The 17,946-nt window shown below is 49.7% G+C and carries 21 protein-coding genes; 20 read left to right on the forward strand and 1 reads right to left on the reverse strand.

From position 1 onward, the window contains the following. The first annotated feature begins 132 nt into the window (after positions 1-132). From xerD to KJY73_RS01515, 18 genes are all read left to right on the forward strand, one after another. Positions 133-1,032 carry a site-specific tyrosine recombinase XerD gene (gene xerD, locus KJY73_RS01430; RefSeq protein WP_214343167.1) on the forward strand — a complete coding sequence of 300 codons (900 nt, stop codon included), beginning with the start codon at positions 133-135 and terminating at the stop codon, positions 1,030-1,032. A gap of 105 nt (positions 1,033-1,137) precedes the next feature. After that, the gene (locus KJY73_RS01435; RefSeq protein WP_214339572.1) at positions 1,138-1,569 is read left to right on the forward strand and encodes a GNAT family N-acetyltransferase; all 432 of its coding nucleotides are present in this window, start codon (positions 1,138-1,140) and stop codon (positions 1,567-1,569) included. Positions 1,570-1,579: 10 nt separating this feature from the next. After that, positions 1,580-2,158 (forward strand): pyridoxine/pyridoxamine 5'-phosphate oxidase, encoded by a 579-nt coding sequence (locus tag KJY73_RS01440; protein ID WP_214339574.1) that lies wholly within the window; start codon positions 1,580-1,582, stop codon positions 2,156-2,158. A gap of 48 nt (positions 2,159-2,206) precedes the next feature. Beyond that, entirely contained in the window at positions 2,207-2,563 is a 357-nt protein-coding gene (locus KJY73_RS01445; protein ID WP_214339576.1) for a putative quinol monooxygenase, read from the forward strand. A gap of 38 nt (positions 2,564-2,601) precedes the next feature. Next, the gene (locus KJY73_RS01450; RefSeq protein WP_214339578.1) at positions 2,602-3,192 is read left to right on the forward strand and encodes a Crp/Fnr family transcriptional regulator; all 591 of its coding nucleotides are present in this window, start codon (positions 2,602-2,604) and stop codon (positions 3,190-3,192) included. 59 nt (positions 3,193-3,251) lie between these two features. Further along, positions 3,252-3,878, forward strand: coding sequence for a nitroreductase family protein (locus KJY73_RS01455; protein WP_214339580.1), 627 nt, complete (start codon positions 3,252-3,254; stop codon positions 3,876-3,878). After that, positions 3,875-4,324 (forward strand): DMT family transporter, encoded by a 450-nt coding sequence (locus tag KJY73_RS01460; RefSeq protein WP_214339582.1) that lies wholly within the window; start codon positions 3,875-3,877, stop codon positions 4,322-4,324. The genes KJY73_RS01455 and KJY73_RS01460 overlap by 4 nt, the downstream gene beginning before the upstream one ends. Further along, entirely contained in the window at positions 4,321-5,052 is a 732-nt protein-coding gene (locus KJY73_RS01465) for a GNAT family N-acetyltransferase (protein WP_214339584.1), read from the forward strand. Before KJY73_RS01460 ends, KJY73_RS01465 begins: the two co-directional genes overlap by 4 nt. Positions 5,053-5,198: 146 nt before the next feature. Continuing rightward, positions 5,199-5,921 carry a bifunctional protein-disulfide isomerase/oxidoreductase DsbC gene (gene dsbC, locus KJY73_RS01470; RefSeq protein ID WP_214339586.1) on the forward strand — a complete coding sequence of 241 codons (723 nt, stop codon included), beginning with the start codon at positions 5,199-5,201 and terminating at the stop codon, positions 5,919-5,921. 30 nt (positions 5,922-5,951) lie between these two features. Continuing rightward, complete coding sequence (gene recJ, locus KJY73_RS01475) at positions 5,952-7,676, forward strand: single-stranded-DNA-specific exonuclease RecJ (RefSeq protein WP_214339588.1); 1,725 nt, start codon at positions 5,952-5,954, stop codon at positions 7,674-7,676. Continuing rightward, positions 7,673-7,957: a hypothetical protein gene (locus KJY73_RS01480; protein WP_206592198.1), complete on the forward strand. Its 285-nt coding sequence runs from the start codon at positions 7,673-7,675 to the stop codon at positions 7,955-7,957. Before recJ ends, KJY73_RS01480 begins: the two co-directional genes overlap by 4 nt. 58 nt (positions 7,958-8,015) lie before the next feature. Next, on the forward strand, positions 8,016-8,714 hold the full coding sequence (recO, locus tag KJY73_RS01485) for a DNA repair protein RecO (RefSeq protein WP_214339589.1): 699 nt from the start codon (positions 8,016-8,018) through the stop codon (positions 8,712-8,714). Between the two features lie 16 nt (positions 8,715-8,730). After that, entirely contained in the window at positions 8,731-9,462 is a 732-nt protein-coding gene (gene pdxJ / locus KJY73_RS01490; protein WP_214339591.1) for a pyridoxine 5'-phosphate synthase, read from the forward strand. Between the two features lie 6 nt (positions 9,463-9,468). Next, positions 9,469-9,846 (forward strand): holo-ACP synthase, encoded by a 378-nt coding sequence (acpS, locus tag KJY73_RS01495; protein ID WP_214339593.1) that lies wholly within the window; start codon positions 9,469-9,471, stop codon positions 9,844-9,846. 7 nt (positions 9,847-9,853) lie between these two features. Continuing rightward, on the forward strand, positions 9,854-11,185 hold the full coding sequence (rlmD, locus tag KJY73_RS01500) for a 23S rRNA (uracil(1939)-C(5))-methyltransferase RlmD (RefSeq protein ID WP_214339595.1): 1,332 nt from the start codon (positions 9,854-9,856) through the stop codon (positions 11,183-11,185). Between the two features lie 75 nt (positions 11,186-11,260). Next, positions 11,261-13,408: a GTP diphosphokinase gene (gene relA, locus KJY73_RS01505; RefSeq protein WP_214339597.1), complete on the forward strand. Its 2,148-nt coding sequence runs from the start codon at positions 11,261-11,263 to the stop codon at positions 13,406-13,408. Positions 13,409-13,473: 65 nt separating this feature from the next. Next, positions 13,474-14,289, forward strand: a complete 816-nt coding sequence (gene mazG, locus KJY73_RS01510; protein WP_269813697.1) for a nucleoside triphosphate pyrophosphohydrolase — start codon at positions 13,474-13,476, stop codon at positions 14,287-14,289. Positions 14,290-14,393: 104 nt separating this feature from the next. Next, complete coding sequence (locus tag KJY73_RS01515; protein ID WP_214339601.1) at positions 14,394-15,641, forward strand: HD-GYP domain-containing protein; 1,248 nt, start codon at positions 14,394-14,396, stop codon at positions 15,639-15,641. A 40-nt stretch (positions 15,642-15,681) separates the two neighbouring features. Here the strand turns inward: KJY73_RS01515 and KJY73_RS01520 are convergent, their stop codons facing one another. After that, positions 15,682-16,461 carry an NF038132 family protein gene (locus KJY73_RS01520; protein WP_232848363.1) on the reverse strand — a complete coding sequence of 260 codons (780 nt, stop codon included), beginning with the start codon at positions 16,459-16,461 and terminating at the stop codon, positions 15,682-15,684. A 359-nt stretch (positions 16,462-16,820) separates the two neighbouring features. Here KJY73_RS01520 and KJY73_RS01525 point away from each other — a divergent pair, with 359 nt between their 5' ends. Beyond that, positions 16,821-17,255 (forward strand): hypothetical protein, encoded by a 435-nt coding sequence (locus KJY73_RS01525; RefSeq protein WP_214339603.1) that lies wholly within the window; start codon positions 16,821-16,823, stop codon positions 17,253-17,255. After that, positions 17,243-17,938 carry an aspartate/glutamate racemase family protein gene (locus tag KJY73_RS01530; RefSeq protein ID WP_214343171.1) on the forward strand — a complete coding sequence of 232 codons (696 nt, stop codon included), beginning with the start codon at positions 17,243-17,245 and terminating at the stop codon, positions 17,936-17,938. Before KJY73_RS01525 ends, KJY73_RS01530 begins: the two co-directional genes overlap by 13 nt. Positions 17,939-17,946: the final 8 nt, after the last annotated feature.

Genomic DNA, 17,946 nt, shown 5'->3' on the forward strand with positions numbered 1-17,946 from the left:
GGTCGTTTTGCACCATTTTAGGTCAGATTCGGTAGGTGCAGGCAAGCAGATTTCGTGGCAAGTGCAGGCAATGCTAATATGGGGCGTCATTCTGAACGGGATAGCATGGTGTTGAGTATTAGCGATAAGCCGATGATTTCTGAACAAAACCAGCAGCAAATTGATGCATTTGTAGATGCTTTGTGGCTGGAAAAAGGGCTAAGTGACAACACCTTATCTGCTTATCGAAGTGACTTGAGCAAGTTTTGCCAGTTCTTATCCAGGCAGTCTGTCGAATTGCTAGAAGTACAAAGCGAAGATATTCAGGCGTTTCTCGCGTACCGTTACGATCAGCAGCTCTCTGAGCGCAGTAATGCCAGATTTCTCTCCAGTCTGCGTGCCTACTTTGCTTATGTGTTGCGGGAAAAATACCGGGATGATGATCCGGTCGCGATTCTGCAAAATCCTAAACTGGGTAAACCCTTGCCTAAAACCTTGTCGGAGCGTCAGGTAGAACGTTTGCTCGACGCCCCCAACGTTGACGACCCTGTGCAGCTCAGAGACAAAGCTATGTTAGAGCTGTTATATGCCACCGGCCTTCGAGTCAGTGAACTGGTGAGTTTAAGGCTTGGCCAGGTCAGCACAGTGCAGGGGGTTATCCGGGTTACCGGTAAAGGTAACAAAGACCGTTTGGTGCCCATGGGCGAGGTGGCCCTGGAGTGGCTGCAAACCTATCTAAAACGGGGCAGGGCATTGCTGCTTAAACAACAAACCGATGTGTTGTTTCCTTCCAGTCGTGGTCAGCAGATGACCCGTCAGACTTTTTGGCACAGGATTAAATACTATGCCCCGCAAGCGGGTATTGCCTTGCAAAGTCTGTCACCGCATACCCTGCGCCATGCTTTTGCCACCCATCTGTTAAATCATGGCGCGGATCTGCGGGTAGTACAGATGCTGTTAGGGCATTCAGATCTGTCTACCACGCAAATCTATACCCATGTGGCGACCGAAAGACTGCAAAGCCTGATTGAAGACCATCACCCACGCGGTTAGTGGTGCTTTATGCTTTTATAACAAGCTGTTACATAAGCTTTTTGGTGTAATGCCTAGGCCTGGGTAAGATGCCCGCAGAGCCCTTTTAAATCCACCGGAGTGCTAATGGGTACCTTGGTTGTTAGTGATGATAAGTCCAAGCTGGATATTGTCAGGATCCACCATTTTCTGACTACACAAAGTACCTGGGCCAAGGGAATACCCTTAGCCACAGTAGAAAGGTCCATTGACCACTCGGTCTGCATCGGTGCTTATCTTGATGAGCTGCAGGTGGGCTTTTGTCGCATTATTACCGATCAGGCGACTTTCGCTAATTTAGTCGATGTGGTGGTTTGGCCCGAATTCCGCGGTCAGGGAATCTCACGCCGCTTAATGGAAGCCGTATCCGCACATCCCAGTATTCAGGGGGTAAGACGTTTTACCCTGGCGACTTTTGATGCGCATGGTTTGTATCAAAAATACGGCTTTACCTCGCTGAATAAACCACAAACCTTTATGGAAATTTACCGGCCAGATATTTACGCCGATGCACAATAGAGACGCTCTTATGCTGGATCCGATACAGAAGTTTAATTTATGGTGGCAGCAGGCGCAGGCTGATTCCCCTCTGCAGCAAAAAAGTGCGGTCTGTGTTTCCACTGTGGACAAAGACGGCATGCCGGATGGACGTTTTGTTGACCTTAAGGCCGTTGAATCGCGGGGATTTATTTTTTGTACTCATCTGGACGCACCCAAAAGCGTGGCGATTCAACACAATCCCAATACGGCGATGACGATATGGTGGGATCACCTTGGCTATCAGGTGCGGGTTAATGGTATAGCGCAGCTTGTTGAGGATGAGCTTGCCAACACTTACTGGCAGAGTCGTAGTCGTGATGCACAAATTAGCACCCTGGCGTTACAGCAAAGTGCCGAAATGGTCGATGAGCAGAGCATGTTTGATCAGGTTAACCACCTGACTCGCGAGCTTGGAAATGCCATAATCCCCCGCCCGGCTAACTGGGGCGGTTATTGTATTCACCCCGCCAAGATAGAGTTTCTAACCTTTAAGACGTCACGTCTGCATTTGCGCGAGCTTTACGTCCGACAGGGGGAAGGTTGGCGGTATCAGCTGCTGCAGCCTTGAACCACTCATACTTTAAGGCGAGCAAAGCAGCATATTTGAGGAAGTATCATGTCTAAGAAAGTCTACTGTATTGCGCAGTTTCAACCTAAACCAGGCAAGGAGCAAGCGCTGTTTCAGGTGCTGCAATCGCTGGAGCCCAATACCCTGCGCGAAGACGGCTGCTTGCAATATGTGGTGACGAGGCATATCGCCAGCCCTTTCGCTGAAGGAAAGAGTTTTGCCATTGCCTTTAACGAGATCTGGGCAGATATGGCCAGCTTTGAAGCGCACTGTCAGCGTAAAGAGATTACCGAGTTCTTTGCCACTTACTGCTTGGCAGAAACCGGTCTGGCAGCGGATTGGAATGTGTGTGTTTATACCGATGAGCCGCAAGATTTTGATGCGCCGGTTTTTGCAAAAGCCTGATGAACACTGGGCTTCCTTTCCAACAGCGGGAACTAAGCATGGCGCTGGCTGCAATGCATCATGCCATGCTCAGCTATGCGCCTATTAGTGATAAGACCTGGCAAGCGATCCAGGGCATCTGCCGCCTGCGCCATTTGCGAAAAGGTGAGCTTTGGTTAATCGCAGGCGAGTTGCCTGACCGCTTTGCTTTTGTGTATCGGGGATTGATGCGCATTTATGTGCAAGATAATGAAGGCCGAGAATACAACAAGATGTTTTTTGCTGAAGGCAATTTCCCCGGCAGCATGACGGCCTTGCTGGAGTCTCGCCCATCTGCCTTTGCCTTGCAGGCATTGGAAGATACCAGTCTGCTGGAGATTAATTTTGCCGGTTTCAGGCAACTGCTTAAAGAACATCATGATCTGGCGTTGTTCCAGGTGCACTATCTGGAAACTAACTGGTTAAAAGCCAAGGACAGCCGCGAAGTCGCTCTGGTGCAAGAGGACGCAGCGTCCCGCTATGCTCGTTTTATAACGGAATACGGCCATCTTACCGATAGGTTGCCACAGTATCTGATTGCATCCCATTTGGGGATCACTCCAACCCAGCTAAGTCGCATTAGAAAAACACAGAAAAATCAACCTATGTAAATGAGTGACATTTTCCTGCTGAGTATGCTGCATCCATACAACCTTGTGGGAGATATGTGATGTCGTTGATGGATGCCCTGAATTGGCGTTATGCCGTACGTAGTTTTTCTGAGCAGCAGTTGGAAGATGCACAGGTACAGCAGTTACTTGAGGCCACCAGCCTCAGTGCATCTGCTTATGGTCTGCAGCCATACCGGATTTTTGCCGTCAGCAGCAAATCACTGCGAGACAAGTTACTACCTCATTCCTATGGGCAGAATAAGGTCAGTGATTGCTCACATTTGTTGGTTTTTACCGTGTCAACTAAGCCTGTTACTGAGCTAGTGGATGACTACTTCCAGCAGCTTGGCAGCGTTCGTCAGGAGACCCTTGAACAACATAAGGGCTACGCCGAGCATATGAAATCTGCACTAGGAGGCATGACTGCCCAAGCCCAACTTCAATGGGCGCACGAACAGGCCTACATTGCTTTGGGTACGCTACTGACCAGCGCTGCAATGCTGCGTATTGATACTTGCCCGATGACAGGTATCGAACGGCAGGGTTTTGATGAGGTGCTGGGACTGGCGCGTTTTGCGCAGACTACATCCTTTGTTTGCGCATTAGGCTATCGGCATCCTGACGACCAGGCCGCCAACAAAGCCAAGGTCCGAGTACCTTTGTCTGAGTTGGTGGAATGGCAATGACCTTTCTAGGCATGTTGGCATTGCTGGCCGGTGCTGCGATTGCCACGCAAGCCAGTATGAATGCGCAGTTGGGGGTGTTGCTGCGTTCTTCTATCTGGGCCACGGCGATTGCCTTTACCAGCAGTATGGTGGTGACCTTTACCGTTTTGCTGGTCAGTAGTCAGCATCTACCCAAAATGGAAATCTGGCAGGCGGTACCTCTGCACCTCTGGTTTGGCGGCGTACTCAGCGCGCTGGGAGTCGGGTTGTTCTACTTCCTTATTCCCAAGATGGGTGTCGGACCTATGATGTCGTTTGCCCTGACCGGTCAGTTACTGGTGGCCATGTTGGCCAGTCATTACGGTTGGTTTGGCTTGCCAGTCAAACCACTAGATAGCTTAAAAGTATTGGGGATTGTCTCGCTGATCTGTGGAATATTGTTAATCAATTGGAGAAATGCCGGATGAGCACGACCGCCTTATGGAAAGCCAATGTTTTAAACCAATCCGCGCTATGGAAATTGATGGGGGCTACCCCCGTGGAGGTGCAGGGAGAGCAATGGTGGCAGTCAAATAGCTGGCCCTACCGATTATGGCCAGACAGTCTGGGTGCATCGGCCACTGGCACTGAGTTGCAGACTGTCTTGCAGACCGGGCATTGCAAATCAGTGGTGCCGGTATGGACAGAGCAAGGAACGAACGAGGTTTGCGCCGACTATGTTGATGGGCTGACGCTCTCTGGCCAACTGGTGCAAATGTACCTGGATCTGAAGTTGGAACATTCCCCAAGCCACTCGCCCAGTATCACTTTGCTTGATGTTTGCGATGATGCGATGCTGAATGACTGGTGGCAGATATGTCAGCAAGCATTTGGGTATGACATTGACATCAAGGTTATGCGAACACTACGCGGCCATAGTGACGTGCGTTTGTTACTTGCGATGCAGGCAACACAAGCCGTGGGTACCGCCGTTTTGTACAAAACCGGCAATGTCGTTGGACTGCATCAGTTAGGGGTGGCTAAGGCTGCGCAAGGGCAGGGGGTTGCCAGGCAGATGATGGAGCAATTGATCCCCATGGCACGACAATGGCAAGCAAGTTATATGATGCTGCAAGCATCTAGTGCGGGCTTGGGGTTATATGAAAAATTGGGATTTAAGCGTCAGGGGCTGTTGCACAATTTTCGCTTATTGTAATCAAGGTTGATGGTCTTGCTAAGCGGCTGTTCCAACGCGTTGCGTCTTGGACTCATGTCTATTCAACAGGTACAATTACACTCAATGTAACTTTTAGGCCAGTGGACGGGTCTAAAGTATCAATCCCTTTAGACGTTGGAATTTCTATGATGCGAATAGCAAAACTGATCATGACCTCGGCCTTACTCGGTAGCCTGGCGTTTGGTGTTCAGGCCAAGGAAGATTACAGTGCGGTAAAGGCCAAGTTGGTTGACAATCTTGGCTTGGCAGTGAGCAGCATTGAGCCATCTCCTGTACCTGGTTTATTACAGGCATTAACCAGCCGAGGACTGTTTTATATCAGCCAGGATGGCAAATATTTAGTGCATGGTCGGGTATTTAATCTGAACAATGAGATGATAAATGAAACCGAAATGACGCTGGGTGTAGTGCGTGCTGCAGGGGTGAAGAAATTTGGTGATTCCATGGTCGAGTTCAAAGCCAAAGATGAAAAGTACAAGGTAACGGTATTTACTGATACCACTTGCGGCTATTGTCGCAAACTGCATTCGCAAATTGATGAGTACAATGATCTTGGTATTACCGTGCGTTATCTGGCATTTCCTCGTGGTGGCGTAAATAGCGAAGGTTATAAGGATTTGTTGTCTGTTTGGTGCGCCGATGATCCGAAAAAAGCCATGACTGAGGCTAAAGCAGGTAAAAATATCGCCAGTAAAACTTGTACCAGCAAGGTTAGCGAACAATATGATTTTGGTCAGCAGATTGGTATTAACGGCACGCCCGCTATTATCCTGGAAGACGGCACGTTGATACCCGGCTACCAGCCTCCAACATCACTTAAAGCTGTGTTAGACGAGCACAATTCCTGATGAGGGGCGCGAAAGCGCCCTTTATATTCTATGACTCTGAATATTCAATACCGGCAAGCCCAGCCCTGGCTGGGCGACGACAATAGCCTTCACCCACGTTTGCAGCAGATTTATGCCTGCCGCGGTGTTAATTCTGCGCAGCAACTTCAGCGCAGCACCAAAGATCTTGCTCATTATCAACGCCTCAAAGGCATGCCCGAAGCCGTCAAGGTGTTAGGTGATGCCTTAATGCAAGGGCGTAAGGTGGTGATTATCGGCGACTTTGATGCTGATGGTGCCACCAGCACGGCACTGTGCATGCTGGCCCTCAAACGCATGGGAGCCAGGCAGCTTGATTATTTAGTGCCAAACCGCTTTGACTTTGGCTATGGCTTAAGCCCGCAGATAGTTGATGTGGCCCATCAGCAAGGGGCACAATTGCTGCTGACAGTAGACAACGGTATTGCCTGCCTGGCGGGCGCCACGCACGCGCAGGAACTCGGTATGCAATTGTTGATCACCGATCACCACTTACCTGGCGCTGAATTGCCCGTTGCTGATGCCATAGTGAACCCTAATCTGGCAGGATGCGAGTTTCCTTCAAAAAACCTGGCGGGCGTGGGCGTTGCGTTTTATTTGATGCTGGCCTTGTGCCGGCATCTACAGGAACTTGGCTGGTTTGAGCAGCAGCAAATGCCGGTACCTAATTTGGCTGAGCTATTGGACTTAGTGGCACTAGGTACCGTTGCCGATGTGGTTCAGCTAGATCAAAACAACCGTATTTTGGTTCACCAAGGGTTACAGCGCATTCGTAGTGGCCGCTGCCGCCCTGGTATCCGAGCTATGGTGGAAGTGGCTAATAGAGAATGTGGCCAGATTGTCGCTTCTGATTTAGGCTTTGTACTAGGCCCGAGACTGAATGCTGCCGGGCGTCTGGACGATATGGCGATGGGCATTGAATGTCTGTTGGCAGAAGAAGAAGGCAAAGCCCGACGCATGGCGGTGGAGCTAGATAGCTTGAACCGGGAGAGGCGTGAAATCGAAAGCAGCATGCAATCCGAGGCCCTTAAGACCCTTGAGATGCTGAGCTTCAATGAGCAAGCACTGCCAGCCGGGTTGGTGTTGTATCAGGCTGATTGGCATCAGGGTGTTATTGGTATTCTGGCTGGGCGCATTAAGGAGCGTTATTTTCGCCCTACAATCGCCTTTGCTCATCAGGATGACAACATTGTCAAAGGTTCTGCCCGTTCCATTCCCGGTTTGCATATTCGCGATCTGCTAGAGGAAATTAACAGCCGCTATCCCGGTATCATTGACAAGTTCGGTGGTCATGCCATGGCAGCTGGTTTGTCATTGTCAGTGGACAAGCTCAGTGCATTCGAGCAAGTGTTTGTGCAGGTGGCTGGCGAATGGCTGGAAGGTCGTCAATTAAAAGGCGAGCTGTTGTCTGATGGGCAGTTGGCATCGACAGAAGTATCACTTGATTTTGCCCAGCTACTTAAAGAGTCTGGCCCTTGGGGGCAAGGTTTTGAAGAACCTTTGTTTGACGGTGAGTTTGAGCTTCTGGATCAACGCTTGGTGGGTGAGAAACATCTGAAAATGATGGTTAAACATCCCGGCGGCCAGCTTTTGGATGCTATCGCCTTTAATGTGGATCTCGCTGTTTGGCCAAATAGGCAAATTAAGCAGGTACAACTGGCGTACAAACTAGATATCAACCACTTTCGCGGTAAAGTGTCGTTGCAACTCTTGGTGGAGGCACTGGCGCCTTTATGAAAAAGTCCGCGAAAGCCGTGGCACAAATGCTCGAACGGCATCCTAACCTGACTCACTCTGTGGATATGAAAGTGCGCTCTCATGTGCAACGAGAGGAAGATGACTGGCTGGTCAACACCCTGATGCTGGAAGGACTGGATGTGCCCTTTAAGTTTAGGCGTAAGAAACGCTACCGCAGCTTGCAAGGGGCACTTATCAATATTACCTATTATCCAGATACTGAGCTGGTGGCCGGTATGGAATTTGAATATATGAAAATTGTCCGGATCCGTCAGAGCTGAACGACTTTTCCCCTTAACTGCTGGTATCATGCGCTTATTCTGAACAGCGGACTCACCTTTGACCTACGACAACCTCGAAGCTTTCGTTTTACATCGACGACCCTACCGGGAAACCAGCTTTCTGGTGGACATTTTTAGTCGAGAGATGGGACGGATCAGCTTCGTAGCCAAAGGGGTGCGCAACAGCAAAAATGCCAATCGCAGTGTGTTACAGCCTTTTGTGCCCGTGCAGATCAGTTTGGTTGGCCGTCATGAATTAAAAAACCTCAAACAGGTGGAGAGTACCGGGCGTGCACTGCAACTGCAGGGCTCTGCGTTGTTTTGCGCCATGTACCTGAATGAGTTGCTGCAGCGTTTATTGCCACTGGAGTTGGCGGTGGAACCTTTGTTTGATGCCTATGTTCAGAGTCTGCAAGCGCTGCTTGCCGAAGAGGCGTTTGAGCCATTGCTTAGGGAATATGAACTCTTGTTGCTCAGTGAGCTGGGATATCAACTGGATTTTGGCTTTGATGCGCAAACTGAACAGCCCCTGCGTAGCGACACTTATTACTGTCTTGATGTCGAACAAGGCTTTGTGCTCAGTGCCGTGCAGCGAGCAACGGTGAACGATTTTCGTGGCGACTGGTTGATGCAAATTGGTGAAGGCCAGTGGACGCCGGAAGCACTGCGCAGTGCAAAATTTATCAACCGCATTATGCTTAAACCCTTATTGGGGAATAAGCCGTTGAAAAGCAGAGAGCTTTTCCAAACTAATTAGTGGAGTTATGACCAAAATGAAAGAGATTCTGCTAGGGGTCAATATCGACCATGTTGCCACCTTAAGAAATGCCAGAGGTACGGCCTACCCGGACCCTGTGCATGCCGCAGAGATCGCTGAACGGGCCGGCGCCGACGGCATCACCATTCATTTGCGTGAAGACAGGCGACACATTATTGACCGCGATGTGGAAATTTTGCGTCAGACACTGCAAACCCGTATGAACCTGGAGATGGCGGTCACCGAGGAGATGCTAATGATCGCCTCGCGCATTCGCCCTGAATTTTGTTGCCTGGTGCCTGAGAAGCGTGAAGAGCTGACCACTGAAGGCGGTCTGGATGTGGCCGGTAACCTGGAAAAAATCCGGCTGGCCTGTGGCCGTTTAGCCGCTGACGGAATTCTTGTGTCGCTGTTTATTGATGCTGACAAGGCGCAAATCGATGCAGCCAAAGCCAGTGGTGCTCCTTATATCGAACTGCATACAGGGGCGTACGCCGAAGCGCGCAATGAACATGAGCGTGACATTGAACTGGCAAAAATTGCCGAAGGTGCCCGTTATGCTCACAGTCTGGGACTGAAGGTCAACGCCGGACATGGTCTGACTTATCATAACGTCAAACCTATTGCCGCCATTCCTGAAATGATTGAGTTGAATATAGGGCATGCCATTGTTGGCCGGGCGGTGTTTGATGGCCTGCACAAAGCCGTGGCAGATATGAAACGCCTGATGCTGGAAGCGCGAGGCTGATTGCCAATGGCCATAGTGGGAATGGGCACCGATATTGTCGAGATCAAGCGTATTGGTGATGCGCTGGCAAAATCTCAACGCCTGGCTGAGCGCGTACTGACCGACTCTGAGCTGGAAGACTATAAACAGCATAATTATCCCGAACGTTTTTTAGCGAAACGCTTTGCAGCCAAGGAAGCTATGGTAAAAGCAATAGGCACGGGAATTGGCAATGGTATTAGCTTCAGGCAGATGGAGATTGGCCACCACGCCAGCGGCGCTCCATTTTTACTGCTAAGTGGCAATTTGCAGGTGCTTTGTGATGAAAAAGGGGTGAGTGCAACCCACCTGAGTATTGCCGATGAGCAACATTATGCGGTGGCGACTGTGATCCTGGAGAAGTAACGACCTTATGGTTCAGATTTATAAAGCACCCAAAGGCAAGAAACCAAGCCCTATTGGTGCACCCAAGCTTACCCTTAGCATTGATGATTTAGAACACGGTGGCCTGGGTGTCTGCCGCAGTCATCAGCCTGTGGTGTTTGTTGAAGGCGGCTTGCCCGGTGAACAGCTAGAAGTGCGTATCACTGACAAGAAACCCCGTTACTGGCAAGGCCTGGCGGTTAAGGTGTTATCGCCCAGTGCTGAGCGTATCGAGCCTTTTTGCCCGCACAGCCGTGAATGTGGCGGCTGTCAGAATCAGCATATTGGCCAGACTGAACTACTTGTTCACAAGCAACAGGCGGTAGACCAGTTGCTCAAGCGTCAGACCGGCATAAAAACGCTCAATTGGCAGGCACCGTTACTAGGGCCAGCCCAGGGCTACCGACGTAAAGCCAGGCTTGCCATTGACGCGCAAAATAAAGCCGAAGTGAAAGTAGGCTTTCGTGCCAAGGGCAGCGATCAGGTGGTATCGATAAAACAGTGCGCTATTTTGAGCGAGCCACTGCAAGCCATACTGCCGCCATTGCTTAGCCTGATTAAACAGCTCAAAGGCACCAAGCAGTTAGGCCATATCAGTGTGCTGGATGCCGATGACCAAGTGCAATTGTGTTTGCGTGTTACCCGTGCGCTGCCTGGTGAGGATCTGGCCAGACTTCGCCAGTTTGCTGAGGACAATAGCCTCAGACTAATGCTGGAAACGGCGCCAAATCGCTTTGAACTGGTAAGCGGTACTAGCCAGGATGCCCATTATTCACCCATTGCCGAACTGAGTTTGGCTATCGGCCCCAATGATTTTATTCAGGTGAATAATTTGGTGAATCAGGCCATGGTCAGCCAGGCGCTGACTTGGCTGCAAGTCACACCGGGTGAACAGGTACTGGATTTGTTTTGCGGGGTGGGCAACTTTAGTTTGCCACTGGCCCATGCCGGAGCTCAGGTGACCGGTGTGGAAGGTATTGAGGCAATGGTTAAGCGCGCCGCAAAAAATGCCAGCGAAAATGGCTTGCAGGTTGATTTTCAGTGCCTGGATTTATCCGACACAGCGGCATTGGCCAAACTCCCGTCGCAGATAGATAAAGTACTGCTTGATCCTGCCCGTGCCGGTGCGCAGGCGCTGATGTCGGTTCTACACAAACTCAATCCCAAGGGGATTTTGTATGTTTCCTGTAATCCCGCTACCTTTGCCCGGGATGCAGCAGTACTCATAGATAAAGGCTGGCAAGTTGACAAAATTGGCCTGATGGATATGTTCCCCAATACCGCACATACCGAACTGATGGCGCATTTTTCAAAGGCATAGGGCTGGCATGCATCGGCATTTTTTGCGAAGCTCAGGGCTGATGTAACTCACAATTAATGGCTGATAACTGAGATCATGGTTTCCATTCGCAAGGTGCACAAACAAACCGTTCCTTTTACCCAGTGGTTGGTGTCACTGCATCTGTCTGATACTACTGCGGCGAAACTGAGCGCCTGGCAGGAACGTTTTGAATGCCCCTTAGTGGGGCGCGAAATGGTGGAGATTCTGCATGATCTGCACATGGATGACGACACCCTGCAAACGGCGCTAATGCTGCCGCTCATTGAACAGCAGCAATGGAGTGAAGAAAAAATTCTGGAGCTGACCAACCCGCATATCCTGGGATTGGTGCAAGGGGTCAGACGGATGGACGCCATTCGCACGCTGCATAGCAACAAACAGGCCCGTACTGATGAGGCGCAGATTGATAATCTGCGCAGGATGTTGCTGGCCATGGTGGAAGATGTGCGCGCTGTGGTCATCAAGCTGGCAGAACGTATTTGCACCCTGCGTGAAGTCAAGAACGCCGACGAAGAAACCCGCGTGCTGGTCGCTAAAGAATGTGCCAGCATTTATGCCCCTCTGGCCAATCGGCTTGGCATTGGGCAACTGAAGTGGGAGTTGGAAGACCTGTCATTTCGGTATTTGCATCCGGAAACGTACCGACAGATTGCCAACCTTCTGGATGAAAAACGCGAGGACAGAGAGCAATACATTCTGGATTTTGTTAGCAATTTGCAGCAGCAGTTAACGGAACAACAAATTCGGGCTGAAGTATACGGGCGGCCCAAACATATCTATAGCATCTGGAAAAAGATGCAGAAAAAGCACCTGGGTTTTGAGGAGCTGTTTGATATCCGTGCGGTAAGGATTATTGCTGAACGTCTGCAGGATTGTTATGGCGCGCTGGGTATTGTGCACGCTAACTGGAAACACATTCCCCGCGAATTTGATGATTATATTGCTACCCCTAAACCCAATGGCTATCAGTCTATTCATACCGTGGTGGTTGGGCCGCAGGGCAAGGCCGTGGAGATTCAGATTCGTACCCAGCAAATGCATCAGGATGCTGAGCTGGGGGTGGCTGCCCACTGGAAGTATAAAGAGGGCGCACCGGGTGGGCGTAGCGGCTACGAAGAGAAAATTAACTGGCTGCGTAAAATTCTGCAATGGCAGGAAGAAATGGCCGAGACGGGTGACTTGGTTGAAGAGCTGCGCAGCCAGGTATTTGATGACAGGGTGTACGTCTTTACCCCCAAAGGTGATGTGGTGGACCTGCCACTTGGCTCAACGCCACTGGATTTTGCCTACTACATTCACTCCAATGTCGGTCACCGCTGTATAGGCGCTAAGGTATTTGGCCGTATTGTGCCTTTTACCTATCAGTTGCAAACCGGCGACCAGGTAGAGATTCTAACGGGCAAGCACCCCAATCCCAGTCGCGACTGGATGAATCCGCATTTGGGTTATGTGCACTCGTCACGAGCCAGAGCCAAGATCCATACCTGGTTTAAGAAACTCGATCGCGACAAAAATCTGCAAGCCGGTAAGGAAACCCTGGAAAAAGAGCTGCAGCGAATTAATTTGCCGCTCAAAGAAGCCGCAGAGGCCTGCGAGAAGTTTAATTTCACTCACCTGGATGATTTGTATGTGGCCATAGGCGGTGGCGATGTGCGTTTGTATCAAGTAGTGAATTACTTGCAGCAACGCAATGCCCCGCCTGCCCCACTGGACTTGCGCCTTAAGAAAAAGCCGCACCCTGCTCAGGGGAAAGATGCGGTGGTGGTAGAAGGGGTCGGTAATCTGATGACCCAGTTGGCCGGTTGCTGCCAACCTTTACCAGGCGACCCCATTATGGGCTTTATTACCCAGGGCCGCGGCGTGAGTGTGCATCGCGAAGATTGTGAGCAGCTTGCTCACCTGATGCAGGAACACCCGGAGCGCGGCATAGAGGTGAACTGGGCTGGGGAGCGTAGCGGCGCTTTCGAATCCAACATTGAGATAAACTGCGCCGATCGTGACGGGATATTGCGTGATATCACTACAGTGCTGGCTAACGAGAAAATTGGCTTGCTGGGTGTGAATAGCCTGAGTAACGCTAAAGAACACACCGCTCGTATCAGTCTGAAACTAGAGGTAAAGGACCTCAATAGTCTGGCGAAGATTATTGCCAAGTTAAAATTCGTTAATGGTGTAGCAGACGTAAGACGCTCGGAGCTCTAATCGGCCTTTGACAGGCCAACTACAATTCGATGGCTTGTTCGCAATACAAAGTTAAGGGAAGTGTTTTGACAATTATTCATGATCAGAACTATCCGAATCTGGATAAGCTGCTTTGGGTGATGGACCGTTTACGTGACCCTGACGATGGCTGTCCGTGGGACTTAAAGCAGACTTTCGCCAGCATTGTACCTTTCACCCTTGAAGAAGCTTACGAAGTGGCGGATGCCATTGAAAGTGGTCAACCTGAAGCTATTCGAGAGGAGTTAGGCGATCTGCTGTTTCAGGTGGTGTTTTATGCCCGCCTAGGCAAAGAGCAGGCCTTGTTTGATTTTGAGGACGTGGCCGGTGCTATGGCCGAGAAGCTAATTCGTCGCCATCCTCATGTATTTGCCCAGGCAAAGTTTGATGAGTCAGAGGTCAAGGCCAACTGGGAAGCGGAAAAAGCCAAAGAGCGAGCCGATAAAGCCGGCGGCAGTGCCTCGTTACTGGATAATATTCCCAGAGCCATGCCTGCTTTGACCCGCGCAGCAAAAATTCAGAAGCGCTGCGCCACGGTTGGCTTTGACTGGCCAGATACTGAAGGCGTCTTTGCCAAGATTCAGGAAGAAATTTTGGAAGTGCAGGATGAGTTAGCTAAACCTCAAATAGACGAGCAGGCCCTGGAGGAAGAATTAGGCGATCTGTTATTCGCCACGGTGAATTTGCTGCGCAAGCTCAAAAAAGATCCAGAAACCATGCTGCGACGAGCCAATGACAAGTTTGAACAGCGATTTTCCTACATCGAAGCGCATTTGAACGGACATGGTCTGTCGCTTCAGCAGGTCAGTTTGGATGAAATGGAAAAACTGTGGCAGCAGGCCAAACAGCAGAGAAAAACTTGAGGAGCATCAATGCGCCGACCAGTGTTAGCGACTAAGCTGCATAGGTAGATGATGCCTCAATCGGGAAGGCCAGTTTCTAATTTTGTAAACAGTAACGAGCATTCATGGCAAAAGTGAAGATCCACCCCGACAACCTGCGATTAGGCATGTATGTCAAACTGCCTTCAGGGTGGATGAAGCACCCATTTCTATTCAGTAGCTTTAAACTGACTAATCAAGAGCAAGTCCGGGTGATTCGTGCCCTGAAGCTTCCCTATGTGTTGATCGATACAAGCAAAAGTGATGCTCAGTCGGAGGAAGAAGTGCAGCTTGCTCCCCAGGAAGAGGTTGAAGCTGAAACCGACCATCTGTTGGAACAAATGGAAAGGGAGAAAAGCCAGCGAATTGAACAACTGAAGCAATTCCGCCGCAGTCTGCAGAAGACAGAGAAAAATTTTCAACGCAGTTTGGCGCAAGTTCGGGCGCTGATGACCAAAGTGGGTAGCAGACCATTGCAAGCGGTGGAAGAAGCGCAGCAGTTGATCAGTGATATGGCCGAAATAATCCTGGGGGAAGAGAATGTCGCCTTGCACCTGATGAATCCTGATAAGCAAGGGGATGATCTGTACTTCCATTCTCTGAACGTGGCTGTTTTGGCAATGATGCTGGCCAGGCAGGCCGGGCTGAATCGCGAGCAGGGGCAGAAACTAGGCTTGGCTGCTTTGTTTCATGATGTGGGTAAATTGAAGATCCCTAGTCAGGTGATGCGCAAAACTACGCCATTAACTAAACCCGAACAAAATTTGCTGAAAATGCACTGCCAGTATGGGGTTGAGTTGCTAAGTCATTCAGAGGCTTTTCCCGGCGATATTTTACCGGTGATCCTGCAGCATCATGAATTTATGGATGGCAGCGGTTACCCCCGAGGATTAAGTGGTGCGGCCATCGATCCGCTGGCACAAATTCTCATGCTGGTGAATGAATACGATAATCAGTGTCACCCAAGGGATCCGGCAAATGCCAAGATTCCTTATCAGGCACTGTCTCATCTTTTCAAAAGTATGAAAGCTAAGCTGCCAGACAGGGAAACCAAGTTATTAGTAAAGCTGCTTGGGGTTTATCCTCCAGGTACTGTTGTCATGCTGTCTGACAATAGAGTAGGGATGGTCATTTCGGTGAATACCGCAGACCTGCTAAATCCTTCATTGCTGCTTTATGATGACTCTGTGCCAAGCACGGAAGCGCCAATGGTAACTTTGAAAGATTATGGGGCTAGCATTCAAAAAGTAATTAAGCCTTCGCAACTGCCAGAGCCCATTGCTTTATATTTAAATCCACGTAGCCGCATTAGCTACTTTGTAGATAAAACATAAAAAACGCTCCAATTGGAGCGTTTTTTACATAATCATTTAGTTACTTGCGTTTACGTGCAAAGCCTAACGCGACTAAACCTAACCCCATCAGAGTAAGGGGAGCTGGGATTGGAACCGGTGTACCGATCACGTTACCGCCAACAGTCGCACCGTCAAAAGCCATGGCGCTGTCGAAGCTGTTGTCGTTCCAGTTGACTACACCCATTTGCAGGTAATAGTTGCCGGTGTTAGCAATAGTGTAGCTAGCTTTAATCCAACCGGTATAGCCGCAACCAGTGGCAAAGCAACTTCCGGAATCGCTGCCCAATATAGACCAGTCAGGGTTGCCACCAACAATCGGCGTGCTACCTGGAGAAAGTGTTGCTTCTGGATTTGGCATTGAGAAACCTGGAACTGTATTACCACCATTCGTTGTTCTGGCAGTAAACAGCAGAGCTACTTGGTTCATCGCACTATCTAATAACCTGGCCCAGGCATAGTCGGAATATTCCGCACCATCAGAGGTCACATAATTAAAGAAAAATTCCAGGGAGTCACCGGCATTGGCGGCGAATACTGGTGACAGTGCAACGGAACCAAGTTCGGGACTACCTGAACCACCCACACCGGGCAGACCTAATCCGCTGACACCATTATCCGTGCTAACGTATCCAAATTGAGCGCTACCGAATGGGGATGTGGTGATATCCCCATCACCTGCAGTGCTTCCATAGTTACCTTGTCCGGTCCAGCCGGTCATCAGTGATGCAGATGCGTGTCCAGCCATTCCCAAGGCGGCTAACAGCAAGCAAGCAGTATTTACTACTTTCCTAAACTTCATTTACAACTCCTTTATATTTTAAATGATTGCCTGTTCTCGTTAACTTGGCGTGCTCACTTAGCAAATACCGTTCCATCGTTAAAAGTTCTTTTAAATCATGTGCTTGCTTTCGTTTTGTGGTGATTCCGCGCGATTCTTGTAAAAAAAATAGACAACTCTGCTCGAGACTATTAGTGATTTATGTAGCTTGATTGTTAACTAATGGTGCGGTTGTTCTTGACTAATTGACTGGCTATGTTTTTGTATAGAGAGGTATTCACTTAGTTGCTCTGCTAATAACTAACAACAAAGCCGAGTAAGCAACTAAGGATTGCACGCAGGAGCACTATGGCAATGGAGCGTAATCCGAGAGCAACATTATGTTAGCCCATAAACAGTTTTTCACTCTGCGATTGTCAGATTACCTGGCTCCCGAAACGGTGGAGGTATTTGACAGTTGGCGCTTTATGGGGCGGGAATGGATGGGGGAAGCTTTCGGCGCTACAGAGTTTTTGCGTTTACGTAGCCGTCCTGAATATACGCTGCTTATTAATTTGGATTTGCAGGAACTTCCTGCATTAAAAATGAAAGAGCTATTGCAAAGACTGGAACTCGCTGTTTCGCCAGGGATGGATGAGAGAGAGGTTGTTGCTGCGTTGGGTGTACCAACCAAGCAACATGATTTTTTGCCGGATCGGCAAACCTTGGATTACCAATTGTTCCAACCAGACCCCTACCATTTGTCGCTGACATTACGAAAAGAAAAGGGGCTGACTAACTTATTGTTATTGGCGGAGGATTTATCAAAACCATAGGCTTATTGGGTGGAATGAGCTGGGAGAGTACGCAAACTTATTATCAGTTGATCAATCAAGGCGTACGCGACAAGCTTGGCGGTTTGCATTCAGCTAACCTTATTTTAAACAGTCTGGATTTTGCACAAGTAGAACAACTACAAGCTCAAGATGACTGGGAAGCGGCAGCGGCGCTGTTGACCAAGGCTGGGCTGCAAGTGCAGCATGCTGGTGCTGACTTTTTACTGATTTGTACCAATACTATGCATAAAGTGGCCGATGCGCTGGAAGCCGTTCTGGATATTCCGCTGTTGCATATTGCTGATGCGACGGCCACGCGTTTAAAAGCGGAGGGGATAGATCGGGTCGGCTTATTAGGAACCGCCTTTACCATGGAGCAGGCATTCTATCGTCAGCGTCTCATCCGCCGTGATATTGAAGTGATTACACCTTCAGCGCCGGAACGTGAACGGGTGCATCGGGTGATTTATGAGGAACTGTGCAAAGGGCTGATTCTCGATACTTCCCGAGACGATTATCTGCGAGTTATTGAAGCACTTGCGCTACAAGGTGCTCAAGCGGTGGTGTTAGGATGTACGGAGATTGGTTTGCTCGTCAAGCAGACTGATACGCCGGTGCGACTATTTGACACCACAGAAATTCACGCTGCCAGTGCCGTTGATTGGGCACTGACAACACGTTAAGTAAGGAA

The organism is Bowmanella yangjiangensis (assembly GCF_018531185.1).
In the GTDB taxonomy this organism is placed as follows: Bacteria; Pseudomonadota; Gammaproteobacteria; order Enterobacterales; family Alteromonadaceae; genus Bowmanella; species Bowmanella yangjiangensis.